The organism is Hymenobacter yonginensis (genome assembly GCF_027625995.1).
GTDB lineage: Bacteria > Bacteroidota > Bacteroidia > Cytophagales > Hymenobacteraceae > Hymenobacter > Hymenobacter yonginensis.
Map to the genome: position 1 here is coordinate 1,725,847 of NZ_CP115396.1, position 24,486 is coordinate 1,750,332.

Below are 24,486 nucleotides of genomic sequence, written 5' to 3' on the forward strand. Positions count from 1 at the left end.
CTAAATTTAGCGTATTGAAAATTATTCTGGTAGGTTTGCACTACTAAGTTTCCCTACACGCTTTTCACATTTAACATACGTACCCCATGGCCCTCGACATCAGCCAGCTTGAAGAAGTAATTAAAAACGCTAAAAACAGCGACATCGTAAAGAAGGATCTGCGCAAGGCACTCCGTGGTGTTTCGGCCGCAATCCGCACGCTCAACCAGGCCGTGGAAGATATGGATGCTATTCTGGCCGACGATTACCAGCCGGTAGCGAAGGAGCGCAAGCCCCGCACCGTAACGCCGGGTGGCGCCAAGCGTGGCCGCAAGCCTAAAAACCCAGTGCCAGCTGCTGAATAACAATTACCTGTGGGCGCTACCTATTTTACTGCCCATAAAAAAAGCCTCGCTTCGGCGGGGCTTTTTTTATGGGCAATTTTCCGGGCCGCATAGCCCCTTCCGAAATACCGGCGGCCAAGCAGGAAACTGAGTCCGGCAACCCAGACAACCCGCTAAGCCAGCTTCGCTAATTAGCGTAGTGCGCCGGCATCATTTGCCGGTTGGCTCGGCTACTTTGTCAGATTCAGCGGGTATTTGGGCTGCAAATGCCGCAAAAAAGGGCGGCCCCGGAAATTTACCGGGGCCGCCCTTTTTTATGGCGATTTTGCGCAGCCAGGATTAGCTCCGCACTACACGCAGCTGCTTTTTCAGCCCTTCGATGCGGCGCTGCGCCTCATCAATCCGGCCCTGATATTCTTCGCGTAACTGGGCCGCGTTTTTAGAGCGGGCGAAGAATTCCAGATTCGTTTTCAGCGTGGAAATATCATTTTCCAGCTCGTTGATTTCCCGGCGCAGCGTCTGCTCTTTCTTGTAGAGCTGCTGCTGGGCATCGGGGCTGGACTTGAGGCGCTCCACCTGCAGGTTGAACAGCAGGTCTGTGCGCTCTTCGTAGGCCAGGCCCGGTACCGTGTCGAGGTACTTGCCCATCACGCCCTGGAACCGCTCGTCGGCGCGGCTGTCGGCCCCGAAGGCCTGCCACTCCTGCACGTGCTGCCGGAAACCCTCCAGACTGCCCGGCTGGTCGGCCGACAGGGCGGCGGTGCTGGCGGCCAGCTGGTCGAGGTAGGCGCTTTGCTCCTGGCTGAGCTGCTGCACCCGCTCTTGGCGCTGCTTCTGCTCCTGATTTTTGCGGTCGAAAAACGAGTCGCAGGCGGTGCGGAACCGGTTCCACACTTTGTCGGACTGCTTCTCGGGTACGCGGCCGATGGTTTTCCAGTCTTTCTGCAGCCGGATAACCACCTCACGGCCCTGCTCCCAGTCGGGGTTGGCCAGGGCGGCTTCGGCCTGCTCAATCAGCTCCAGCTTGCGCTTGAGGTTGCCGTTCTTCTCTTCGTCGAGGGCCTTGAAGAACTGGTTTTTGCGCTGGAAGAAGCCTTTGTATGCACCCCAGAACTGCTTGTTCATGTTCTCAGCCTTGTCGCGGGGCACGAGGCCGGCGGCGTCCCACTCCTCCTTGAGCTTCTGCAGCTCGTCGGTTTTGGCACGCCACTCGTTCACGCGCTCCGTCTGGAAGTCGCCGAACGGACGCAGCTGCTCCAGCAAGGCGGCTTTGCGGGTCATGTTGGCGTTTTCCTGGGCCGAGCGCGTATCCAGAAACTCCTTCTTGCGGTTGTGCACCAGCTCCGAAGCCTGCAGGAAACGCTGCCACAGCGGCTCGCGCTGCTCATTCGGCACCGGCCCGATGTGCTTCCACTCCTCGTGCAGCTGGCGCAGATCGGTCAGGGCCTTGTTGATGCTCGACTGGCCGGCTAGGGCCTCGGCCCGCACAATCAGGGCTTCCTTGGCCTCCAGGTTGCGGCGGCGGTCCAGCTCCTTCATTTCGAAGAACAGGCCTCGGTTGTTGTAGAAGATGTCGAGCAGCGCGTGGTAGGAATTCCACAGCTCCTGCGTGTCTTTCTGCGGCACCGGGCCGGTGGCCTTCCAGTCGTTCTGCAGCGCCTTGATGCGGGCCGAGCTGTCCTTGGTTTCAGCAGACTCCACCAGCAGCCGCAGCTGCGAGAGCAGGTGCTGCTTGTGCAGCAGGTTGCGGGCACGCTGCTCGTCTTCGGCTTTGGCGTCGCGCACGCGGCTCTCGCGGAACTCCTGCATGGTCTTGCTGAGCTCCTGGTAGCCTTCGGGGCCCGCGTAGGCAAAGTCGTCGCCTTCGTTGCCGGCTTCGGTGAAGCGCTGGCGGGCGGTGGCGCGGTCGGCCTGTACGGTGGTGTCGTACTGGCGGTAGAGGTCAGTGATCTGCTTGCGGTTCTGGCGGGCATCGGGGCGGCGCAGCAAGCTCAGCAGGTGCGCCGTCTGGGCGGGCAGGTCCAGTGTGGTGAAGTCAGGGGCCGGCGTTTCGGGCACAAACTCCTCTTCCTCCTCGTGGGCAGCACCCGTTTCCAACGGCGGCGTTTCCGAAGAAGTTGGCAGCGTAGCCAGGGCCTCCGGAGCCGATTCCAGCTCAGCAGCGGCGTGAATATCGGCTACGGGCAGCTCGGCATCCGGCGTAGTGGCCGGCTCGGCGGCACCGGTCAGGGCCTCCGGCTCGGGCGAAACGGGCGCGGCAGGCGCTTCCGTTGGGTCGCCGGTCAGGGCTTCGGGCTCGGGCGTGACTGGCACGGCCTCCGCGGCCACCACCTGGCCGGGCGCCGACGCTGTAGTGCCGGCTTCCTGCGCCTGGGCACTCACCACCCCGGGGTTGCTGGTGCCGTAGTGACTTTCGGCGCGGGCCTGGGTGTCAGAAATGGCGGGGCTATGCGCGGGCGGCGCTACCGAAACCGGCGTGGCGGGCACCACGGCCGGCGACTCGGCCGTGCCGGCTTCCTCGGGCTGGCCGGGCTGCGGGTGCGTTTCGGTGGCGGGGCGTTCGGTTATGTCGTCATCAGCAGCAGAGGCGGCGGTGGGCGTAGCGGGAGCCGCGGCTACCGGGGCGTCGGCCGGGGCAGCAGAAGCATCCGTGGCGGGCTGCTGGGAGCGGATTTCGGCCAGCCGGCGCTCCAGAATGCTCATCGGCGATTCGGAATCGGCAGCAGAGCCAGCGGGGGTGGCGTTATCGTTTTCAGGTAGCATAGTTCAGGAAAAAAGGCCCGGCCGGCAGTCGGCAAACGACGGCACGGGCGACGGAGGAAGAAACAGGTCAGTTGAGGCGGGGGTCCAGCGGGTAGTTGGACAGGGCGCGGTAGCGGCCACCTTTCTCGCGCAGAATGGCCTGCCAGAAGGCATCATGGTCCAAAGTAAAGACTTTCCCGGCATCATTCGGGTGCACAATCCAAACATTTTCGTTGATTTCGGCTGCCAGCTGCCCGGCAGTCCAGCCGGAGTAACCGGCGTAGAAGCGCACGGTTTCGGGCAGCAGCTCGCCGCTAAGCAGAAGGCCCAGCAAAACGCTGAAATCACCGCCCCAGTATACGTTGTGGCCCAGGGGCTGCGCGCCGGCAATATCGGAGCGCTGGTGCAGGAAATGCAGGGTATCGGGCTGCACGGGGCCGCCCAGCAGCAGCGGCGCCTCGGCCAGCGGGCCGGTGTCGGCGGGCTCGGGCAGCTCCAGCACGTCGCCGAGGCGCAGCGCCGTGGAGCGGTTGAGCACCAGCCCAAAGGTGCCGTCCTCGTCGTCGTGGCGGCAGAGCAGCACCACGGTCCGCTCGAAGTTGGGGTCGCCCAGAAAAGGCTGGGAAATCAGAAGACTACCGGGACGAAGGCGTGGCATGGCAACAAATCCTGACAAACAAATACAACGCCCAGGCCGTTGCCGACCCGACGGCCAGCTTCGGTTGGTGCCCTGCTAAACTACCTGCAGTACGTCAGCCGCCCCGAATCAGGTTCCGCCAAGCCCACATTATGCTACCTTGCGGCCGATTTGGGCCGGAAATAGCGGTTCCCTTTCTTTTTTTCCTTCTCCCCCCCTGCCCGCCATGCTCGACCCGCAACTGGCCGATTTGCGTAAAACCTATGCTCAGCGCACTCTTTCGGAATCCGACGTTCTGCCGTTGGCCGTGCCGCAGTTCCGGCGCTGGCTGGACGAGGCCCTGGCCGCCCAGCTCGACGAGCCCACGGCCATGACCCTGGCCACGGTCAGCGAAACCGGCCAGCCCTCGGCGCGGGTGGTGCTGCTCAAGGGCCTGCCCGACGATGCTGGCTTCCTGTTCTATACCAATTACGAGTCGCGCAAGGGCCAGGAGCTGGCGGCGCGGCCGCAGGCGGCCCTCACGTTTTTCTGGCCGGGCCTGGAGCGGCAGGTGCGCGTGGAAGGCCGCGTGGAAAAGGCGCCCGCCAGCCTGTCCGACGAATACTTCCAGAGCCGCCCCCGCGCCAGCCAGATCGGGGCCTGGGCCTCGCCGCAGAGCCAGCCCATTGCGAGCCGCGAGCAACTGGAGCAGCGCGAGGCCGCTTTGCTGGACGAGTTTGCTGCCCAGGACCCGCTGCCGCGCCCCGAGCACTGGGGCGGCTACATCCTGCGCCCGCACCGCGTGGAGTTCTGGCAGGGCCGCCCCAGCCGCCTCCACGACCGAATCCTCTACGAGCTGGAAGGTGATGCCTGGCACCTGAGCCGGCTGGCACCTTAATTTAAAGTGATGGGGGGAACCGTGATGAGGTAAATGGGGATGAGGTGATGAGGTAAAAGATGACAAGTGGACAGCAGACGCTTCGCCGGCTACTTTGGCTACAGTTTATCTCATCACTTTATCACCATTCACCTCATCACTTCATCACCAATCACCTCATCACAATTTACCTCATCACGGTTCACCTCATCACCTCATCACCAAAACCGATTTGGCTGAAATTCAACCTCTCCGTGGCTGGCGCTACAATGCAACGCTGAGCCAGAACATTGATGACTATGTTTCGCCGCTGTTTGATGTGGTGTCGGCGCGGCAGCGGGAGGCGCTCTACCGCAATCCGCTCAACAGCATCCATCTGTCGGTGCCGCGGGGCGAGGATGCCGCAGGCGAAGCCCTGCGGCGGCTGCAGGAGTGGCAGCAGGCCGGCGTATTGCGCCAGGATGAGCTGCCGGGCATCTATGCGTATTATCAGTATTTCCGGCTGCCGGGCAGTGCCCGCGAGTACTGCCGCAAAGGCTTCATGTGCCACATCCGGGCCTACGACTGGGCCGAGGACGTGGTGCTGCGCCACGAAAACACGCTGCCGGCGGCCGTCAACGACCGGGCCGAGCTGCTGGCCCGCACCGAGTTCCAGACCAGCGCCACCCACGGCCTCTACCGCGACGACGACTTCGAGCTGGAGCGCTACCTCGACGAGGCCATCCTGACGCCGCTCTACCAGACCGAGGAAGACTACCAGGGCGCCCGCGACGTGCTGGCCGTGATTCAGGATGCGGCCGTCATCAAGCGGTTTCAGCAGGTGCTGGCGGCGCGGCAGGTGATTCTGGCCGACGGCCACCACCGTTACGAAGGCTCGCTGGCCTACCGGCAGGCGCGCCAGGCCGCCGAGCCGGCCGCCACCGGCCAGGAAGGCTGGAACTTCCACCTGATGTACCTCACCAACTCGTCCGCCGACGACCTGCGCATTCTGCCCACGCACCGGCTGCTGCTGGAGCTGCCCAAGGGCCTCAGCAACGAGGAGCTACTGACGCGGCTGGAAACATATTTTCTGGTGATGCCCAAGGAAGACCCCTACGACCTGCCCGAGCTGATTGCCGGCAAGCCCTGGGCGTTTGGGCTGTATCTGGGTGAGGGCCAGGCCTACAAGCTCCGGCTGCGGCCCGAAGTGCATGCCCAGCTCGACTGGGATACCACGACCGAGGTGAAGGCGCTGGATCTGACGGTGCTGCACTTCTTCGTGCTGGAAAAGGTGCTTGGCATTGTGGGGCCCGATGCGCAGCGGCAGTGGCCGGGCGTGGCCTACGTGCGCAACTTCCCCGAGTGCCTGCAGCGCGTGGACCACGGCGAGGCGCGCGCCGCCTTCATCACCAGCGAGGTAACCATGGACGAGGTGGAGCGCGTGTGCCACTCCGGCGCCGTGATGCCGCCTAAATCCACGTTCTTCTACCCCAAAACCATCGGCGGCTTCCTGTTCAGCAGCATCCGCGCCGACGAAACCCAGCACCCATTTATGCGGGAGTTTATGGGGTGAAGTGGTGGGTTAGCGGCTAGGTGGATTGGAGATGAATAATCAGTCAGGTAAAAATCCCCTCGCAAAAACCCTATCCCATTAACACCAACCCAACAACCTTCCAACCCATCACTCCACCAACCCTCCTATGAAGCTTATCCTGGCCTCTAACTCGCCGCGGCGCCGGCAGCTGCTCTCCGACCTGGGCCTGGCCTACACCGTGCGCCTGCAGGAAGTGGATGAGTCGTTTCCAGACCACCTGCGCCGCGCCGAAGTGGCCGAGTACCTGGCCGCCCATAAGGCCGATGCCTACCGCGCCGGCCTGGCTTCCGATGAGGTGGTGCTGACCGCCGATACCATCGTCTGCCTCGACGACGACGTACTTAACAAACCCGCCGACGAGGCCGAAGCCATCCAGATGCTGCAGCGCCTGCAGGGCCGCACCCACGACGTCTTCACCGGCGTCTGCCTGCTCTGCGGCGACGGCCGGCAGGTAGTTTTCTCCGACCAGACCCGGGTAACGTTTCGCAAATTATCTCTCTCGGAAATAGAGCATTACGTCCGGCAGTATCAACCATTAGATAAGGCCGGCGCCTACGGGGCCCAGGACTGGATTGGCATGGTAGCCGTGACCCGGCTGGAGGGCTCCTACTTCAACGTGATGGGCCTGCCGGTGCACCGCGTGTGGGAGGCACTCACGCGCCTGACGGGTGCCAGCCTGCTGGCCGGATAGTTCCTCCCACGCCCTATTATTCGGCTGCCTTCATTCCCGCACATGCGCGCTTCCGCACCTGTTCCGTTCCGCGCCTTGCTGACAGTCGGGCTCCTGTGTTTACTGGCCAGCAGCATGGGGCTGCTGCTGATTTTCGGACCGACTGCTTACGCCAAAGTGCAGGCGCTGGGCCACGTGACGTACCACGAAGGCAGCTACCGGCACCTGCGGCTGGCCCTGACGCCAACGCGCTACCTGGCTTTGCGTGGGGGGCTGCTGGCCACCACCCTGCTCAGCTTGGGGGGCCTGTGGCTGCTGCGCCGCCGGGAACCAGAACTGCTGCACCGCGAAGCCCGGCAGCTACGCCACGAAGCCCGGCTACTCGGTGCAAGCCTGCGCCGCACCTGGCAGCAACTGGGGCGGGGGCAGCAGGTTGTATTTGGAAGCTTGCTACTGGTGCTGCTGCTTGTGCGGCTGTGGTACCTGGTTTATTACCCCATCAGCACCGACGAGGCGGCGTCGTTCGACTACTTCATTCACGAGGGGCCGGTGGCCATCAGCAGCTTCTACCCTATTCCCAACAACCACCTGCTGTTCAACTTTGTATGCTGGCCGCTGAGCTGGCTGAGTGCCGATCTGCGCGTGGTAATGCGGCTGCCGACGCTGCTGCTGGCCACCGCCGGCACCAGCACCTGCTACCTGCTCCTAACGCGCCAGATGGGCTTTCGGGCTGCCACGCTCAGCACGGGATTCTTCAGCTTCACGCCGCTGGGGCTGTACTACGCAGTGGCGGGCCGGGGTTACTTTCTGCAGCTGGTGTTGCTGCTGGCGGTGTTTTTTGCGGCTATGGCGCTGTGGCGTCGCCCGCTGCGCCCGCGACTGGCCTGGGTGGTCTTTGTAGGTGGCAGCATCTTAGGATTGTACACCATCCCGACGTTTGTTTATCCGCTGACGGCCCTTAGCCTGGGCTTGCTGCTGCGCTTTGGCGGGCAGCAGCAGTGGCAAGCAGTGGGCAGGCTGGCCCTGGCGGGTGCCAGCGTTGTAGCTGCTACCAGCCTGCTGTACACGCCGGTCATAGCGGTGTCGGGGCTGCCGCGGCTGCTGGGCAACCGCTACGTAGAGCCTCTGAGCAACGCCGTATTCTGGCCCCGCTACGCCGGCCACCTGCGCGGGCTGGCAGACATGCTGGCTGGCAATGGCCGCCTTGGCTTGCTAGGGGCGGCTGGCCTGCTAGCAGCGTGGCCGCTGCTGTGGAAATGGGTGCCACGCCAACGCCCCCTGCTGGCCCTGAGTGGCCTGCTGCTAGCCGTGCCGCTTCTGCTGATGGCCTTGCAGCAGGTGCTTACCCCGGCCCGGGTGCTGCTGTTTGTGGCCTGCTTCGGCAGTATTCTGGCAGGCGTAGCGGCTACTGCGCTGCTCAACTGGCTGCGGGTGCCTACTCGCTGGCAACTGGCGCTGTTTCTGCTGCTGATTGGCGGCTACGAGGGGTACCAGTTCCGGCGGCAGCTGCCGCCATGGCGGGCAGAGCAACGCCAAGAGCAACTCATGCAGGCTTCGTACCGGTGGCTGCTTGGCCACGGGGCGCGGCGGGTGTTTCTGGCCTCGCCGCAGCACGAGCTGTTCATGCACCACTACGCCCTGCAGCAAAGCCATCCGCCGGCCCTCGTCACCCGCGCCGACCCGCACCAGACCTACGACTTTGTGGTGCTGGAACGCGACGCCAAAAACCCTCCTGCCTGGACTCAGCCGCCATTCTACATCCCAGCCTATCAGGACGGATATGTGGTGATTTACAGGCGAGCCACAACGCCATAACAAACCGGCTGCCCGCACCAGACTATTGCGAACAATCATCCGGCACGGGCGGCCTATATACTGCACGCTGCTCCCCCCGAGCCGCCTAATGCCCGCGGGCCAGCAGCGCAATGCCGCCCACTATCAGCAGCATGCCCAGCGCCTGAGGCCAGCCCAACGCCTCGCGCAGCACCAGCACGCCCAGCAGGGCCGTCAGCAGCACCGAGCCGCCTACAATCAGCGGCGTACCTACTGAGGCTGGCGCGCCGCGGCTGTACACCGCAAACGTCAGAATCTCGGCCAGGCCGATGCCTATGCCGGCCAGGGCGGCCAGCGTGAGGCCACGGGGTGTGGCCAGCACCGGCGGCAGGGCGCCGCGCAGGTACAGCACCAGCAGCAGGCCCGCGCCCACCAGGGCGGCCACCACCTGGAGCACCACGGCGCCCACCATTTCGTGCACCTGCCCGGCCGAGGCCTTAATCAGCAGGTTGTAGAGCGCCATGCACACGGCGGCGCAGGCCGCCAGCAGAAGCCAGTTCATTCGCCGCTACGCTTCGTCGTCGTCGTCGGCTTCGCCGTCCTCGTCGTGGAGGCGGGCCAGCAGGTCCTGCTGCAGCTGCTGCCAGCTGGCGTAGTCCTCCGACTCGGCCCATTTCTCCTGCAGTTCCGAGTTCTTCAGCACGGCTGCTACGGCGTCTTCGGCGAGTTCGCGCAGGTCTTCGCTGTCGGCGGCGTCGAGGTGGGCGACGGCGGGCAGCAGGCCGGGCGGGAAGTCGGCGGCGGGCTTGCCCAGGATGGCGGCTACGATTTCGGCCGCGGCCAGCGCTTCGCTGGCTTCGTCCAGTTCCAGGTAGCCTTCTTCTTCAGCCGCCGTGGCCAGCGCCTCGTAGAGCGCGGCTTCATTGGGCGTTTCGCGGAAACTCTCGCCGAGGTCAGCGGCGGCGTCGTTGTCGAAGTTGTGGTAGTCCCAGGTGCTCATACAATTTGGGGGCTTTAACTTGAGCTTATGAATGACTGTTTTCTGGCATATGGCCAGCTTCTCTGCAAACTGGACTTTCCAACTCTACGGCAGATATGCGAAGGAAACGGCGTTTTGGCGCGAATAAGAAGCTCCAGCCATTACGAACGTGAAGAATACCTCCTACTGACGACTCCGAAAGAGGCTCGCATTTCTTTTGAACAGATAGCCGAATGTGAGTTTCTGTTACGTGGAGAAGCGGAATCAAAAGCCGATTTACTACAGGTATGCCAATTGGCTTCTGCGGCGCTATCTAACGCTCAGCTTCGCCATAGCCTAGAGCTTTACGACTTAGACGATCAGCTTTTTGCTTACCTGCACCATAACTGGTTGCCGTAAGGGTTAAGTTGACGCCTACCGAAACTTCTCCTTCAGCAGCTCGATTTCCACGGCCGGCGAAATCTTCTCGTAGAGAATGTGGTAGGCGGCCGAGGTGATGGGCATGGGCACCTGCAGGCGCTTGTTTATCTCGTAGATGCTCTTCACGGCGTAGTAGCCCTCGGCCACCATGTTCATCTCCATCTGCGCTGACTTCACTGAGTAGCCGCGGCCCACCATGTTGCCGAAGGTGCGGTTACGCGAAAACTGCGAGTAGGCCGTCACCAGCAGGTCGCCGAGGTAGGCCGAGCCCGACAGGTCGCGGGGCGTGGGGTTGAGAGCGTGCACGAAGCGGCGCATCTCCTGCACCGCGTTGCTCACCAGCACCGCCTGGAAATTGTCGCCGTAGCCGAGGCCGTGGGCAATGCCGCTGGTCAGGGCAATGATGTTTTTCATGACGGCAAAGTATTCGATGCCGTCGAGGTCCTGGGCGGGGTTGGCCTTCACATAGCGGTTGCGCAGCAGGCGGCAGAAGTCCTCGGCCAGCGTGGGGTCGGGCGAGCCGATGGTGAGGTAGCTCTGCTTTTCCAGCGCCACTTCCTCGGCGTGGCACGGGCCCGCCACCACGCCCAGACGGGTAGGCGCCAGCCGAAACCGCTCGGCCACGTAGTCGGTCACCAGCACGTTTTTGCCCGGAATCATGCCCTTGATGGCCGAAATGACGCGCTTGTTCTTTAGCGAGTCGCGGTCCAGTTTGTCGAGCACGCCCTGCACGAAGGCGGCGGGCACGCCCAGCACCAGCCAGTCGGCCTCGGCCACCACTTCCTGCAGGTCCGTGGAGGGGAACACCCGCGTGAGGTCGTGGGCCACGGAGGAGAGGTAGCGCGGGTTGTGGCGCGTGGTGCGCAGGTGCTGCACGTCGTCTTTGGAGCGCAGCCACCAGCCCACCCGGGACCCGTTTTCGGCCAGAATCTTGGTGAGGGCAGTGGCCCAGGAGCCGCCGCCGAGCATGGCTATCTTTTCCAACGAGGTAACAGGTGATGTGGTGATGAGGGGAATCGTGACAGGTGACAGGTGCTGGGCCTGCTGTGGGGCAGCGTAGCCGGTTGGGCGTGGGCCGCCATTGGGGCCTTACGGTTGCCTGTCCTCAAAAGTGCGAAGTTTCCTTTACAAACAAGCCCCTGCCGCGCGAACGACAGGGGCCTGGCTGCTATAGGAGGTTGGCGGACAGCGGACAACAAATAGTGCCCGCCGGGAGCCGCCCCTCCCGAAATACGGTTTCAGGGCTATTTGGCTTCCTCAGGGCCTTCTTTCAGGGCTTCCTTGTTGAGGCTTTTGGCGTCCTTCACCACCACCCGCTCGCCGGGCTTCAGGGTTTTGGCCACGGCCCGGAACGGCCCGCTCACCACTTCGTCGCCGGCTTTCAGGCCGCTCAGGATTTCGATGTTCTGGAAGTCACTGATGCCGGTTTTCACGGGCGTAATCATCGCCTGGCCGTCGCGGATAACGAACACCACTTCCTGCACGTCGGTGGTTTTCTTGGCGCTGGCGGCCTCAGTAGCCCCGCTTTTGCCGCGCCCGCCTACGCCGCCCACCCGCACGCGGGGGCCGGCGCTGCCAGCCGCATCGGCGGCGGCCGTCATGGCGCTGTCGGAGCGGGTCGTGACGGCGGCCAGCGGCACGCTCAGCACGCCGGTTTTGCGGTCGGTGATGATGTCGACGGAAGCCGTCATGCCGGGGCGGAACGGCACCACCGTGCGGCCGTTGACGGTGCGCAGCAGGTGGCGGTACGAGTCGGGCAGCAGCCGGATGCGCACCTCAAACTCGGTTACGGCTTCGGCCGTGAGGGCGTCTTTGGCCGTGTTGGCAATGCTGGTCACGAGGCCGCGGAACTTCTCGTCCTTGCTGGCATACGAATCCACTTCCACCACCACCGAGTCGCCGAGGTGCACGTTGATGATGTCGTTTTCATTCACGTTCACCCGCACCTCCATGGAGTTGAGGTTGGCGATGCGCATGATTTCGGTGCCCGACATCTGCGAGGTGCCCACTACCCGCTCGCCTTTCTCCACGTTGAGCTTGCTGATGGTGCCGCTCACGGGAGCGTAGATGGTGGTTTTGTTGAGGTTGCGGCGGGCATCGTCGAGGCCGGCCTGGGCGCTCTGCACGCTGCTCTGCGCCGAGCGGATGCCGGCCCGGGCGCTGTTGAGCTCTTCCTGCGAGGCGTCGTAGGCGGCTTTGGCAGCCTCGTACTCAGCCTGCGAAATCACCTTCTGCTTGAACAGCGAGGCATTGCGGCGGTAGGTCAGCTCGGTTTGCTTGGCGTTGGCAATCAGCTGCTGCAGGCGGGCCTGGGTCTGGCCCACGTTGGCGCGCTGGGCATTCACCACGGCCGACTGCTGGTTCACCAACGCCTGGTAGTTGTCGGGGCGGATGCGCAGCAGCAGCTGGCCTTTCTTCACCGAGTCGCCTTCCTGCACATACAGCTCGGTGATTTCGCCCGAGACGTCGGGCGAGATTTTCACTTCCGTTTCGGGCTGCACCTTGCCAGAGGCACTCACCTGCTCCACAATATTGACGGTGCCGGCCTTGGCGGCCGTTACCTCGGTACCGGCCGGCTTGCCCACCCAGCCCTGTTTTTTGCCGATGGCGTAGCCCCCAATCAGCACCACCACGACGGCCAGGAGGATGTAGAGTAAGCGGTTGTTTTTCATAATAGTGTCTTAGATTCTGAAGGACTTGAAAACGTGGCGACCAGCTAGAGCGCCAGCGGGCGGCCCTGGTAGAAGTCCAGCACCTTGCGGCGGAACGTGTACTCGTACTTGGCCTGAATCATGGTCGATTCGGCGGCGGCGAGGTTGTTTTTGGCTATGTTGAACTCGGTGCCGTTGAGCAGGCCGTTGTTGAAGCGGATTTCGGCGTTGCGGTAGGCCGTGGTCAGGGCTTCGGTCTGGCGCTTGGCCGAGGTGAACTTGCGCTGGGCGGCCAACGCATCGGCGGCGGCCTGCTGGATGTTCTGGCGCAGCGTCAGGCGAGTTTGCTCGGCGCGCAGCTCAGCCTGGCGGGTGGCCACCTGGGCCCGCTGCACGTTGGTGCGGGCCTGGAAGCCGTTGAGAATCGGAATGTTGAGGTTGAACTGCAGCTGCCGGCCAATGTTGTCCTTGATCTGGTTGGAGAACTTGGCCGGCAGAAACTCCGGAATGGCCTGCGCCGGCTGCAGCACCGCAAACGTGGTGGGCACCGGCCGGCCGTTCACGTACTGCACCACCGGAATTGGAATAGCCTCCGTGGAATCACCGCTGAACACGCGCGCCAGCCTTGACGACGAGAAACCGGTGAACACGCCGGCCCCGAACGTGAGGCGCGGCAGGTAGGCACCGCGGGCCACATCAATGCCCAGCTGGCTGGAGCGCACGCGCAGGTCGGCGGCCCGGATTTCGGGCATCACGCCCTGCGCCGTCTCGAAAATAGCGGCCGGATCGTCGTTGAAGTTGGCGTTTTCGTCGGGGTCGGGCACCTGGGGCATGTCAATCCGGAAGGCGGCCGCGCCGGCGGCATCCAGGTTGAGCAGCTGAATGAGCTGCAGGCGGGCAATGTCGCGCTGGTTCTGGGCCGTCACCACGTTCAACTCGTCGGAGGCCAGCTGGGCGCGACTGTCGAGCAGCTGGCTTTCGGCCACGGCGCCGGCCTTGAGCAGCTTCTCGGTGCGCGAAATCTGCTGCTGGCTGCTGTTCACGCGGGTCTGGTTGGCCCGTATCAGCTCTTCGGCCAGCACGTACTGCAGGTACACCGAAGCCACGTTCAAGGACAAGTCGTTGCGGGCCTGCTCGATATCAACCAGCGCGGCCTGGTAGTCGAGAGCGTTGCGCTTGACCGTATTGCGCAGCTGAAACCCCGAAAACAGGGTTATCTGCGAAAAGGCCGAGAAGTTGTTGGACCGGATGGTCTGGCTCACGAAGTCGTTGGTAAGCGGGTCGAGGCCGGTACCGTAGTTCCAGGTCTGGCTGCCGCTCAGGTTAGCGGTGGGCAGCAGCGCCCCGCGGCCGGCCCGCTGGGTCACGTCGCTGAGCTCGGCATTGAGCTGGCTCTGGCGCACGGTGAGGTTGTTTTTTACGGCGTAGTCCACGGCCTGCTGCAGCGTGAAGGGCGTGCCGGCCGCCGCCGGCGCCTGGGCCAGCGCCGTGCCCGGAGGCTGGGCCGGCGGCGCGGTCTGGGCCAGCCCGGGGCCGGCCGCGGCCAGCAGCAGCGCCGCCGAGCCGGCCAGCGCCAGCGTACGAGGCAGAGTAGCAGGTGTTTTCATAGACGAGTTTAGGGCTTGGTGCTTAATGCTTGGTGCCTAGGGCTTGGGATTTAGGGCCTGGTGCTTGGGGCCTGGTTGTTTGGGCTTGATGCCTACTCCCTAATCAATGGTGGGAATATAGGTGACGCGGTGCACCCAGCTGAGCTGGCGCAGGTATTCGAGCGTAATGTCCTTGATGCCGGAGTCGATTTCGATGAACTGGCGGGCGACGTCGTTTTTGCCTTTCCGCGACACGAGCATGGTGGCAATGTTGCAGTCGTCGTGGGCAATAACCGAGGCAATGAAGGCAATGGAGCCTTTGGCGTCGTCGGCGTCGAGGATGAGCGTGTGCAGGCTGCCCGAAAAGTCCGAGGGAAACCCATCGACCTCCACAATCCGGATGACGCCGCCGCCCCGGCTCTGCCCGATGACTTCCACCGCGTGGCCGGTGCGCTCGTCGCGCAGCTGCAGCCGGATGGTATTGGGGTGCATGGTAGAGGCATTGCCGACGCCCTGGAACGAGTACTCCAGGCCAACTTCTTTGGCGTGGTCGAAAGCCTCGCGGATACGCACGTCGTCGGTGGCCATGCCCAGCAGGCCGGCCACGATGGCGCGGTCGGAGCCGTGGCCCTCGTAGGTGCGGGCAAAGGAGTTGTAGAAGGTAATGACGGCATGCGTGGGCACGCTGCCCAGAATGCGGATGGCGGCGCGGGCAATGCGCACTACGCCGGCGGTGTGCGACGAGCTAGGCCCGATCATCACCGGCCCAATCATGTCGAAGATGCTGCTTTTCTCGGCCATATCGCGCCAAAGGTAGAAGTATTGATGGATTTGTGGAATGGCGCATTGGCAGGGTACCACATTGCGGGATTGAAACGCCCGACAGCGCGCCGCGCCGCTTCTCACGCGCCGCCGGTACCGAATAATCGAACGACAACCGCTTCGCACCTACGTGCCCTGCGCCAGTGACACAGCCTCAACCAACAAGATGCTTTGCCGACGGCCCCGGATGCCGCTTTACCTCACCGCTCCGCCACTCCACCAACCCACCACTACGCCACGCCACGACCCGGCCACCCGGTAGTTTCGGCGGCTTTTTCGTTCCTTGTGGCCGGATTCCCACCCTGTTTCCCTCCACACCCACCCGCCCATGCCTACCCCCGAGGACGAGTTTTCGCCCGCCGTTTATGAGCAGCTGCGGCTGCTGCAGCAGAAGTATGCCGCCGACAACCAGGACCTGGCCGCCTACCTCGAAGGACTCTACCACGCCGACTACGTCAACTACTGGGACTATATCAGCCTGGACACGCTGCTGAGCTTGCAGCGCCCGCTCACGCGCATCCCCGATGAGCGCATCTTCATCATGTACCACCAGATTACGGAGCTGTATTTCAAGCTCTGTCTCTGCGAGTACGAGCAGATCGGGGAGCTGCAGGCGCCTACGCTGCAGGAGCTGGTGCTGCGCCTGGGCCGCATCAACCGCTACTTCGAGAACCTCATCGACTCGTTCGACGTGATGGTGGACGGCATGGACAAGCAGCAGTTTCTGCAGTTCCGCATGTCGCTGATGCCGGCCTCGGGTTTCCAGAGCGTGCAGTACCGCATGATTGAAATTGCCAGCACCGACCTGAGCAACCTGCTCGACAAGGAAAAGCGCCGCCTGCTGGGCGAGGCCGCCGCCCACGACGAGCTGATGGGCTGCATCTATTGGAAGGCCGGCGCTACCGTAGAAGACACTGGCGCAAAAGCGCTTACCCTCATTCAGTTCGAGCAGAAGTACACCCAGCAGCTGACAGCCCACGCCGCCCACTACCAGCACCGCAACGTATGGAGCGTGGTGCAGCGCCTGCCCCTGGAAGACCAGCAGCACCCGCGCCTGCTGCGCCAGCTCAAGCAGCTCGACATCAACGTGAACGTGAACTGGCCGCTGATGCACTTCAAGTCGGCGGTGCGCTACCTGGAGCGGCACCCCACGGCCGTGGCCGCTACCGGCGGCACCAACTGGAAGAAGTACCTGCCTCCCAAGTTCCAGCGCCGCATCTTCTACCCCCAGCTCTGGACCGCGCAGGAGCTCGAAGACTGGGGCAAAGGCTGGGTGGAAAGCGTGCTGGGCGAAGCCGAGCGGGCGTAATTGCAGATTGGTTGTATACTAGAGCCGTGAAAGCGCAGCCCGCTGCGTTTTCACGGCTTTATCGTGTCTTATGCTACCTTCTACTATTGCCGTATGCGCGTCGTTCTGACTGCTTTATTGTGGCTGCTCCTGGCCCTGGCCTACGCCCAGACTCCCGAAGCCTCCACCACGCTCCTGACCAACCAGACCGGGTTTACCGGCCCGGATGCCATGGAGCTAAACAGTATGCTGGGCGTGGAAAAGCAGCATTTCGAGCTCTCCGACCCGCGGCTGGCCGGGCGGGTGCTGCATCTCACCTACCAGGAATTTCGGGACGGCGTGGCGCAGCCGGAGCAGGACCTGCTGGGCAAAGACCGGAGCCGGTTTCAGCTGGACTCGGCCGGCCGCCTGGCGTTCAACGTCTACGCCCGCGCCGCCACCGACGCGCGGCTGGAGGTGCGGTTTTTCTTCCCCACCATCGGCAAGCGGCAGCAGTTTCAGCCGCTGCCCGGCGCCCTGGCCTCCGATTACAGTCTGCGTGCCGACATTCAGGCCTACAAAAAGCAGAAAGCCAGCGTGCCGGTGGGCCGGAAGTTTCCGCTGCTGGTGTACACACTGCCTTACGTCAAGGACGGCTTTCTGTACTACTGCGACCTGGCCCAGAGCAAAGTGCCACCCGCCGAGTGGTTCAAGAAGTTCGGCATCCGGCATTTTGTGGTGTATCAGCTGACAATCGAGTAGCTCGTAGCAGCTATCATCTTAACCATTAACTCATCCCCTATTCATCCCCATGCGCAACACCTTATTGCTGGCGGCCGCACTGCTGCCGCTGGCGGCCACCGCTCAGAAAACTACCAAAGTAGTAGTCAAACAGACCAACCCCTGGAGCCACGAAACCTATTATGTGCTCCAGGAAGACAATAAAGTCAAGCACGGGCCTTATTTGAAAGAACGAACGGGGCCACCTACCATGCCTGTTCTGGCAGGCTCTTACAAGCAGGGGCAGCGCGACAGCACCTGGGTGGAATACGGCTGGAACGGCCGGCCCCAAGGCACCGGGCAGTACCGCAACGACCAGAAAACCGGCGTCTGGAGCTACTATGCTTTCGGCGACACCCTGGAGCAGCGCTACAACCACTCCACCCGCATCCTGGAATTTGCCCGCATCCGGCCCGCCGACCAACGCAAGCAGTACACCATCGTGGAGGGCACCAACTCCCGCCAGGTTACTCTCGACCGGCCGCCGCTCTATATCGGAGGCCAGCAGGCCATGAACCAGGCGGTAGCAACCAGCGTGCAGTATCCGCCGCAGGCGTTGCGCAACCGCACCGGCGGCGAGGTATTGATTGAGTTTCTGGTGGATGAGCAGGGCCGCGCCAGCGGGCACCGTGTGAAGTCGGGCATCGGCTTGGGCTGCGACGAGGAGGCTTTGGAGGCTGTGCAGCAGCTGCCCGCTGAGTGGCTGCCTGGCATGCTGGCCGGCCAGCCGGTAGCTGCTCTGATGGAAGTGCCCGTCAAGTTCCGGATTCGGTAACCAAGCCCAGCCCCACAAACCAAAACCGGCCGCCGTCTCTGCCTTGAGAAGCAGAAACGGCGGCCGGTTTACGTTCGGCAGCTAGCCCGAGGAAGGGGTTACTTCACCGTGAAGGCCACCTGCGTGTTATCCCACATCAGGGTTACCATGCCGGCTTTGTCGGCCGAGATGGTGAATACTTCCACGGGAGCGGCGGTTTTAGTGGATTTCACCTGCACGCGCAGCGCGTCGTCGGCCTGCTTGTATTCGTAGGCACCCCACTGCTTGGCGGTTTTGTTGAAGATGATGGTCCACTCCTGCTCGCCGGGGATGGTGAACAGAGCGTAGGTGCCGGCGGCCAGCGCCTTGCCGTTAATTTTCACGGCTTTGGTGGTGGTGAAGGTGGTAGCCTCATTGGCACCGGTGCGCCACACTTTGCCATAGGGCTCCAGGCCCCCGAAGGCTTTGCGGCCTTTCAGCGAAGGGCGGCTGTAGTCGATGGTGAAGCCAGGGCCCGTAACGGTGGCCGGCGGGCTGGGGCGCTTGCTTTTGTCTTCGGGCATTTTGCCCTGGGCCATTGCCTGGCCGGCCAGCAGCAGGCCGCAGAACACGAACAGCAGGGTGAGAATCTTTTTCATGAGAAACGGGAAATGGTGAGTGTGGGAGAAAAGTAGCAAATCCGGCCGCAACGTTGCGCGGCACCTCAGAACCGGCCCTGCCCGAAAAGGTTAGCCGGCCGCCGTATTCAGGCGCGAGGTGTCGCGGGTGTCGGGCATGCGCAGGTACACCACCAGCGAAATGGCGGCGCAGGCCGTCACGTACCAGTAAAACCAGCTTTCCACGCCCTGGCTTTTGGCCAGCAGCGCCACGTACTCGGCCGTGCCGCCAAAAATAGCCACCGTGAGGGCATACGGCAGCCCCACGCCCAGCGCCCGGATTTCGGTCGGGAACAGCTCGGCCTTTACCACGGCATTGATGGACGTGTAGCCGCTCACCACAGCCAGGGCCAACACCAGCAGCCCAAACGCTGCGCCGGGGCTGGCGGCCGCGCCCAGCGCCGTCATCAGGGGCACGGTGCCGAGCGTGGCACCCACCCCAAAGAACAACAGCACCGGCCGCCGCCCCACCCTATCCGACAGCGCGCCGAGCAGCGGCTGCAGCAGCATGGCCACGCCCAGCGCCCCAAACGAAACCAGCGTGGCCTGGCCCTTGCTGAAGCCGGTGGTGTTCACCAAAAACTTCTGGGTGTAGGTGGTGAAGGTGTAGAACACCACGGTGCCGCCCAGCGTGAGGCCCACCACCGTCAGCACCTCGCGCGGGTAGCGCAGCAGCAGTTGGAGCTTGCCGGGCTGCGGCGCGGCTTCGGCGTTGTCGGCGGGTGTCTGGTGGGTGAAAGCGTCAGTTTCTTCCATGGTGCGCCGCAGATACAGCGCCACCACGGCCGCGGCGGCCCCAATTCCGAACGGCACGCCCCAGGCCTGCAGCTCGGCGGCACTCAGCACCTGCTGCAAGCCCAGCTGCACCAGCAGCGCCAGCAGCTGCCCCGCAATCAGGGTCACGTACTGAAAGCTGGAAAAAAAGCCCCGGTTGCGCTGGTCGGCCATTTCGCTCAGGTAGGTGGCCGAGGTGCCGTACTCGCCGCCCACGCTCAATCCCTGCAGCAGCCGCGCCAGCACCAGCAGTACCGGCGCCGCCACCCCAATCTGGGCGTAGGTGGGCGTGAGGGCAATCAGCAGCGAGCCGCCGCACATGAGCAGCACCGAGGCCATCAGGGCGGCTTTGCGCCCGGCGCGGTCGGCGTACAGGCCCAGCAGCCAGCCGCCCAGCGGCCGCATCAGAAAGCCCACCGCGAAGATGGCGGCCGTGTTGAGCAGCTGCGCCGTCTGGCTGCCCTCCGGGAAAAACGAGGGCGCGAAGTACAGGGCAAACGCCGAGTACACGTACCAGTCGTACCACTCAACGAGGTTGCCGACGGAGCCGCTGAAGATGGAGCGGATGCGGGAGGCCATGCTGCGGCCGCCCGGCGCGGGAGAAGTTTGCATGCCGCAAAGTAGCACGCGGCCGCGTGTAGCACGGGCTTCAGCCCGTAGCTCTGCGGCCACGGCGGTAGCAGGCGGCCCGGCTGCCTGGCACGCGCCCACGCTACATTCCGGCCCTTCCCCTACCTTCGCCCCGCTGTTCACTGGTCGATTTCCAGTCAGACGGTGGAAGGTTCCGGGGTAATACCGGGATTAATAGGGAACCGGGTGCGAATCCCGGACAGACGCGCTACTGTAAGTCCCGCGCAGTTTTCTCCACTATCAGGTCCATTGGCCGGCGCCCAAGCCGGCTGAGAAGGACGGGGAAGACGGGACAAGTCAGGAGACCTGCCTTCCGCTGCATTGATGAGGCTGCCTTCGCGAAAAAGGGTCTTATCGGGTGTTTGTGCGCTGCCATCGGGCGGGCGGCTGCGGCCGGCCGGGCCGGGGCGGCGCGTGGGTGGCCGGTAGCACACCGTAGCGCAGGGCGGGTTTCGCGGAATCGGACAGGCAGGCTTCGTTTCCTTCCTTCTTTCCCCTTTTTTCCGCCATCATGGACCTTGCCGCCAAAATTGCCGCCGCCGAAACGCGCATCTTCAAAGCCGTGTTTCCCAACACCACTAATCACTACGACACCCTGTTCGGGGGCACCACGCTGCATTTAATGGACGAGGTGGCCTTCATCACGGCCACCCGCTTTTCGCGCCTCAAGATGGTCACCGTGTCGTCCGACAAAGTCGATTTCACCCACCCCATTCCGGGCGGCACGCTCGTGGAGCTGATTGGCAACGTTGAGCACGTGGGCAACACCAGCCTGAAGGTGCGGGTGGAGCTGTTTGTGGAGCAGATGTACTCCGAGGAGCGCGTGAAGGCCGTATCGGGCCTGTTCACGTTCGTGGCCATCGACCACGACAAGCGGCCGGTGCGCATTCTGCCGGCCGCCGGGTAAGGGCTGTATAAGATTATGGCCCGTTGCCCGCTAACTGACTGGCTGGGCACAACCTGCGCCTTAAATCAGCGTTTCCCTATTTATTAAGGCCGCGTGGCCCTGAACTTTCTGCCCACAGCCAGCCGTTTAGGCTGCTATTATACAACCCCGACTTCTTCTCTTGGCAATGGATCAGCAGCAGAACGATAATATCACCGCCCGCTTGGAACAATCATTTAGAGACGCCGACCAGGCTCGAGAGGAGCTCACCGAGTCAATGTCGAACTCCGTAGCGGCCAATTGCGACCTGCTGCACCACGGCCTGGTAAGCGCCAAAGGCCTGGAAACCACCACCGAAATGTACCGCCACATGCTGGGCCAGCTGCTGCGCCACAGCTCCGGCGAAGTCCGGGCCCAGACGCTGCAGGCCTTCAACCAAGCCATGGAGAAGTTCTGGCCCCGCAAGCCGCTGCAGAACGAGGCGCCCGAACAGTCGGACAACGCCTGATTCCGTCCTGCGCTGTCGTTGCGCCCGCCCCTCTGGTAGCTGCCGGAGGGGCGGATATGTTTTGGGGCGGGCGCGTGCCCGCGCCGCTGCGTACCTTTGCGGCCCTGCATAGGCTTTTGCTTAAAGGATAAAAGGATAACCACCTTTCCCCTGTTTCATGTCTGCTCCCTTCCGTGAGATTGAAGTGCTGCTGCCGCCGGCCGTAGCCTACGACGAGTTTGCCCGCTACGAGGCCCTGCTGCACGCCGCCGGCCTGCAGCCCGGCCAGGCCGATTTCGTGCATTTGCGCAAGCGCTCCATTGATGCGCGCGGCCGCAGCCCCCAGGTGCGCCTGCGCGCCGATATCTACCAGACGCCGCCGCCCACCAGCCTGTTCGGGCCCTGGTTTCAGTATCCCGATGTCAGCCAGGCCCGGCGCACGGTGTTGATTGTGGGCGCGGGTCCGGCCGGCTTGTTTGCGGCGCTGCGCTGCATTGAGCTGGGGCTGAAGCCGATTGTGCTGGAGCGCGGCAAAGACGTGCGCACCCGCCGCCGCGACCTGGCCGCCCTCAACAAGGAGCACGTCGTCAACCCCGATTCCAACTACTGCTTCGGGGAAGGCGGCGCCGGCACCTACTCCGACGGCAAGCTCTACACCCGCGCCACCAAGCGCGGCGACGTGGGCCGGATTCTGCGCTGCTTGGTGCAGCACGGCGCCACCCCCGACATTCTGGTCGACGCCCACCCCCACATCGGCACCAACAAGCTGCCCTCAGTGGTGGCCGCCCTGCGCGACAGTGTGCTGGCCGCCGGCGGCGAAGTGCGCTTCGATACGCGGGTAGACGACCTAGTGCTGGACAACCACCGCCTGCGCGGCGTGGTGACGGCCACCGGCGAAGCCCTGGAAGCTGACGCCGTGATTCTGGCCACCGGCCACTCCGCCCGCGACATCTACGAGCTGCTGCACCGCCGCGGCGTGCTCATCGAGGCCAAGCCTTTTGCCTTGGGCGTGCGCGTGGAGCACCAGCAGGAGCTGATTGACCGGGCCCAGTACCGCCTCAACGACCGGGGCGAGCTGCCGGCGGCCTCGTATTCGCTGGTGCACCAGACACAGTGGCAGGGCCGGCAGCGGGGCGTGTTTTCGTTCTGCATGTGCCCGGGCGGCTTTATTGTGCCGGCGGCTACCGCCCCCGGCGAGGTGGTGGTGAACGGCATGAGCCCCAGCCGCCGCGACTCGCGCTTCGCCAACTCCGGCATTGTGGCGGCCGTGGAGCTGGAAGACATGGACGTGCGCCAGTACGGCGCCCTGGCCGGCCTGCGCCTGCAGCAGCAGATTGAGCAGCGCGCCTGCCAGGTGGCCGGCAACACCCAGCGCGCCCCCGCCCAGCGCCTCGGCGACTTCCTGAAAGGCAAGCTGTCGGCGGAGCTGCTCGAAACCAGCTACCAGCCCGGCCTGGTGCCCGTAGCTATGGACGACGTACTGGGCGCGGGCCTAGCGGAGCGGCTGCGGCAGGGCTTCCAGGATTTCGGGCGCAAGATTCCAGGCTACGCCACCAACGCCGCCCAGATTGTGGGCGTGGAAAGCCGCACCTCCTCGCCCGTCCGCATCCCCCGCGACCGGGACACGCTGGAACACCCCGAGGTGCGCGGCCTGTTTCCGTGCGGCGAAGGCGCGGGCTACGCCGGCGGTATCGTGTCGGCAGCCATGGACGGTGAGCGGTGCGCCGAGGCGGCGCTGGCCTCGTTATCCGTCGGTGTTTAGTTGTTGGTTGTCAGTTATCAGTTCCCTTGCGACCTTTTTCCGTAAATACCCGTTGTCAGGTGCTTAGTGACAACTACCAACTGACAACCGACAACTAACAATTGACAACTAGTTTCATGAAAAAGACCCTTGTTCTTGGTGCTTCCGACAACCCGGCCCGCTACTCTTACCAGGCTGTGCACCGGCTGCAGCGCCACGGCCACGAAGTGGTGCCGGTCGGCATCCGCAAAGGCCAGGTGGGCGGCCTCGACATCCAGACTGACCGTCCGCAGGCCGAAGCCGTGGACACCGTGACGCTCTACGTCGGCCCCCAGAACCAGCCCGCCTGGTACGATTACATCCTGGACCTGCAGCCCAAGCGCATCATCTTCAACCCCGGCACCGAAAACCCCGAGCTGGAGCGCCTGGCGCAGCAGCGCGGCATCCAGACCGAAGAAGCCTGCACGCTGGTGATGCTGTCGGTGGGGCAGTATTAAGACCGGAACACTAGGTTTTTGCTGTACGCCATGCAGCCGGATAACACTATCGTACGTCGGTAATTATATATCTCCGCACCATGCCCATCACCTCTCAGGAAGATTTGACCGGTCTTCAGCGCATCAGCGAAGCTGTCGGCACCACCCTCAAACAAATGCGGGAGTATGCCCGGCCGGGCATGACAACCAAAGAGCTGGACGAGTATGGCGGAAGCATAATGGCCGCTTTAGGGGCTAAATCGGCCCCGCGGCTGACATATGGCTTTCCGGGCTGGACATGTATTAGTGTGAACAACGAGGTGGCGCACGGCATCCCGTCGGGATGCAGGATTCTGCAGCCCGGCGACCTGGTGAACATCGACGTATCGGCGGAGTTGGGCGGCTACTGGGCTGACAACGGCGGCTCCTTCGTGCTGGGGGTCGATATTCACCAGCATCAGCCGCTGGTTGATGCTTCCCGGCAAATCCTGCGCACCGCCCTCAGCCGCATCCGGGGCGGCGTCCGCATTGCCGATATCGGTGGGCTGATTGAGAGCGAAGCACGCAAAGCGGGCTTCCGGGTTATCCGGAATCTGGTGGGGCACGGTGTTGGCCGCAGCCTGCACGAGGAGCCCACAGAAATCCCCTGCTACTACGACCGACACAATCTGAAGCGTTTCAGGAAGAACTCGGTGGTAGCAGTGGAGACGTTTATTTCCACCCGCGCCACCCTGGCCCATCAGCTTAGCGACGGGTGGACCCTGGCCACCAAAGACGGCAGCTTCGTGGCCCAGCACGAGCATACTATTGTCGTTACTGATAGCCAGCCTCTTATTCTCACGGCAGCAAATGGCATTTGGGAGTAAGTGGAACAGGGGGCGTAACCGGGCATTTCGGCCTGAAGAAGCCACACGTGGCCCTGCCCTGAACCATACTGAGTTAAGTTAGAACATACGCCGAAGCACTGCCGGCACCGGCCTCTTCCGCTCAATAACTATTACCT

24 protein-coding genes and 1 riboswitch are annotated in these 24,486 nt (G+C 63.5%); of the genes, 14 read left to right on the forward strand and 10 right to left on the reverse strand.

Going from position 1 to position 24,486, the window contains the following annotated elements; genetic code table 11:
* The first annotated feature begins 86 nt into the window (after positions 1-86).
* A complete protein-coding gene (locus O9Z63_RS07565) occupies positions 87-344 on the forward strand; it encodes a hypothetical protein (RefSeq protein WP_044017634.1) in 258 nt (85 codons plus the stop codon).
* A gap of 318 nt (positions 345-662) precedes the next feature.
* Here the strand turns inward: O9Z63_RS07565 and O9Z63_RS07570 are convergent, their stop codons facing one another.
* Both O9Z63_RS07570 and O9Z63_RS07575 read right to left on the reverse strand, forming a co-directional pair.
* Entirely contained in the window at positions 663-3,086 is a 2,424-nt protein-coding gene (locus tag O9Z63_RS07570) for a DUF349 domain-containing protein (protein WP_270128693.1), read from the reverse strand.
* A gap of 67 nt (positions 3,087-3,153) precedes the next feature.
* A complete protein-coding gene (locus O9Z63_RS07575; protein WP_270128694.1) occupies positions 3,154-3,723 on the reverse strand; it encodes a YqgE/AlgH family protein in 570 nt (189 codons plus the stop codon).
* Positions 3,724-3,928: 205 nt separating this feature from the next.
* Here O9Z63_RS07575 and pdxH point away from each other — a divergent pair, with 205 nt between their 5' ends.
* The 4 genes from pdxH (at position 3,929) to O9Z63_RS07595 (ending at position 8,616) form a co-directional block, all read left to right on the forward strand.
* On the forward strand, positions 3,929-4,579 hold the full coding sequence (gene pdxH / locus O9Z63_RS07580; RefSeq protein WP_270128695.1) for a pyridoxamine 5'-phosphate oxidase: 651 nt from the start codon (positions 3,929-3,931) through the stop codon (positions 4,577-4,579).
* A 211-nt stretch (positions 4,580-4,790) separates the two neighbouring features.
* Positions 4,791-6,110 (forward strand): DUF1015 domain-containing protein, encoded by a 1,320-nt coding sequence (locus O9Z63_RS07585; protein WP_270128696.1) that lies wholly within the window; start codon positions 4,791-4,793, stop codon positions 6,108-6,110.
* 127 nt (positions 6,111-6,237) lie between these two features.
* Complete coding sequence (locus O9Z63_RS07590; RefSeq protein ID WP_270128697.1) at positions 6,238-6,822, forward strand: Maf family nucleotide pyrophosphatase; 585 nt, start codon at positions 6,238-6,240, stop codon at positions 6,820-6,822.
* 42 nt (positions 6,823-6,864) lie between these two features.
* Positions 6,865-8,616 (forward strand): hypothetical protein, encoded by a 1,752-nt coding sequence (locus tag O9Z63_RS07595; RefSeq protein ID WP_270128698.1) that lies wholly within the window; start codon positions 6,865-6,867, stop codon positions 8,614-8,616.
* A gap of 85 nt (positions 8,617-8,701) precedes the next feature.
* On the opposite strand, the gene O9Z63_RS07600 is transcribed toward O9Z63_RS07595, so the two are convergent.
* Positions 8,702-9,136, reverse strand: coding sequence for an EamA family transporter (locus O9Z63_RS07600; RefSeq protein WP_270128699.1), 435 nt, complete (start codon positions 9,134-9,136; stop codon positions 8,702-8,704).
* Between the two features lie 6 nt (positions 9,137-9,142).
* The gene (locus O9Z63_RS07605; RefSeq protein WP_270128700.1) at positions 9,143-9,574 is read right to left on the reverse strand and encodes a DUF4259 domain-containing protein; all 432 of its coding nucleotides are present in this window, start codon (positions 9,572-9,574) and stop codon (positions 9,143-9,145) included.
* A gap of 27 nt (positions 9,575-9,601) precedes the next feature.
* On the opposite strand from O9Z63_RS07605, the gene O9Z63_RS07610 reads away from it, so the two are divergent.
* Positions 9,602-9,952 (forward strand): hypothetical protein, encoded by a 351-nt coding sequence (locus tag O9Z63_RS07610; RefSeq protein WP_270128701.1) that lies wholly within the window; start codon positions 9,602-9,604, stop codon positions 9,950-9,952.
* Between the two features lie 15 nt (positions 9,953-9,967).
* Here the strand turns inward: O9Z63_RS07610 and O9Z63_RS07615 are convergent, their stop codons facing one another.
* The 4 genes from O9Z63_RS07615 to sdaAB form a co-directional block, all read right to left on the reverse strand.
* Positions 9,968-10,957 (reverse strand): NAD(P)H-dependent glycerol-3-phosphate dehydrogenase, encoded by a 990-nt coding sequence (locus tag O9Z63_RS07615; protein ID WP_044017628.1) that lies wholly within the window; start codon positions 10,955-10,957, stop codon positions 9,968-9,970.
* A 260-nt stretch (positions 10,958-11,217) separates the two neighbouring features.
* Entirely contained in the window at positions 11,218-12,645 is a 1,428-nt protein-coding gene (locus O9Z63_RS07620; RefSeq protein WP_044017627.1) for an efflux RND transporter periplasmic adaptor subunit, read from the reverse strand.
* A 44-nt stretch (positions 12,646-12,689) separates the two neighbouring features.
* Positions 12,690-14,231: a TolC family protein gene (locus O9Z63_RS07625; RefSeq protein ID WP_270128702.1), complete on the reverse strand. Its 1,542-nt coding sequence runs from the start codon at positions 14,229-14,231 to the stop codon at positions 12,690-12,692.
* A gap of 99 nt (positions 14,232-14,330) precedes the next feature.
* The gene (gene sdaAB, locus O9Z63_RS07630) at positions 14,331-15,011 is read right to left on the reverse strand and encodes an L-serine ammonia-lyase, iron-sulfur-dependent subunit beta (RefSeq protein ID WP_270128703.1); all 681 of its coding nucleotides are present in this window, start codon (positions 15,009-15,011) and stop codon (positions 14,331-14,333) included.
* 349 nt (positions 15,012-15,360) lie between these two features.
* Between sdaAB and O9Z63_RS07635 the strand changes: the two genes are divergently transcribed.
* From O9Z63_RS07635 to O9Z63_RS07645, 3 genes are all read left to right on the forward strand, one after another.
* On the forward strand, positions 15,361-16,341 hold the full coding sequence (locus tag O9Z63_RS07635; RefSeq protein WP_044017625.1) for a tryptophan 2,3-dioxygenase family protein: 981 nt from the start codon (positions 15,361-15,363) through the stop codon (positions 16,339-16,341).
* Positions 16,342-16,434: 93 nt separating this feature from the next.
* Complete coding sequence (locus O9Z63_RS07640) at positions 16,435-17,061, forward strand: hypothetical protein (protein WP_270128704.1); 627 nt, start codon at positions 16,435-16,437, stop codon at positions 17,059-17,061.
* Between the two features lie 49 nt (positions 17,062-17,110).
* Positions 17,111-17,854, forward strand: a complete 744-nt coding sequence (locus O9Z63_RS07645) for an energy transducer TonB (RefSeq protein ID WP_270128705.1) — start codon at positions 17,111-17,113, stop codon at positions 17,852-17,854.
* A 98-nt stretch (positions 17,855-17,952) separates the two neighbouring features.
* On the opposite strand, the gene O9Z63_RS07650 is transcribed toward O9Z63_RS07645, so the two are convergent.
* Both O9Z63_RS07650 and O9Z63_RS07655 read right to left on the reverse strand, forming a co-directional pair.
* Positions 17,953-18,471 carry a DUF2911 domain-containing protein gene (locus O9Z63_RS07650; RefSeq protein ID WP_270128706.1) on the reverse strand — a complete coding sequence of 173 codons (519 nt, stop codon included), beginning with the start codon at positions 18,469-18,471 and terminating at the stop codon, positions 17,953-17,955.
* 90 nt (positions 18,472-18,561) lie between these two features.
* Entirely contained in the window at positions 18,562-19,875 is a 1,314-nt protein-coding gene (locus O9Z63_RS07655) for an MFS transporter (protein ID WP_270128707.1), read from the reverse strand.
* Positions 19,876-20,025: 150 nt separating this feature from the next.
* A riboswitch (cobalamin riboswitch) is annotated at positions 20,026-20,221 on the forward strand.
* Between the two features lie 183 nt (positions 20,222-20,404).
* Here O9Z63_RS07655 and O9Z63_RS07660 point away from each other — a divergent pair.
* The 5 genes from O9Z63_RS07660 to map all read left to right on the forward strand — a co-directional run bounded on the left by O9Z63_RS07660 (position 20,405) and on the right by map (position 24,349).
* Entirely contained in the window at positions 20,405-20,800 is a 396-nt protein-coding gene (locus tag O9Z63_RS07660; protein WP_270128708.1) for an acyl-CoA thioesterase, read from the forward strand.
* Between the two features lie 256 nt (positions 20,801-21,056).
* Positions 21,057-21,287 carry a hypothetical protein gene (locus O9Z63_RS07665; RefSeq protein ID WP_270128709.1) on the forward strand — a complete coding sequence of 77 codons (231 nt, stop codon included), beginning with the start codon at positions 21,057-21,059 and terminating at the stop codon, positions 21,285-21,287.
* A gap of 157 nt (positions 21,288-21,444) precedes the next feature.
* Positions 21,445-23,028 (forward strand): NAD(P)/FAD-dependent oxidoreductase, encoded by a 1,584-nt coding sequence (locus O9Z63_RS07670; RefSeq protein WP_270128710.1) that lies wholly within the window; start codon positions 21,445-21,447, stop codon positions 23,026-23,028.
* 116 nt (positions 23,029-23,144) lie between these two features.
* Complete coding sequence (locus O9Z63_RS07675; protein WP_044017616.1) at positions 23,145-23,504, forward strand: CoA-binding protein; 360 nt, start codon at positions 23,145-23,147, stop codon at positions 23,502-23,504.
* Between the two features lie 80 nt (positions 23,505-23,584).
* Positions 23,585-24,349 carry a type I methionyl aminopeptidase gene (map, locus tag O9Z63_RS07680; RefSeq protein ID WP_270128711.1) on the forward strand — a complete coding sequence of 255 codons (765 nt, stop codon included), beginning with the start codon at positions 23,585-23,587 and terminating at the stop codon, positions 24,347-24,349.
* Positions 24,350-24,486 lie beyond the last annotated feature (137 nt).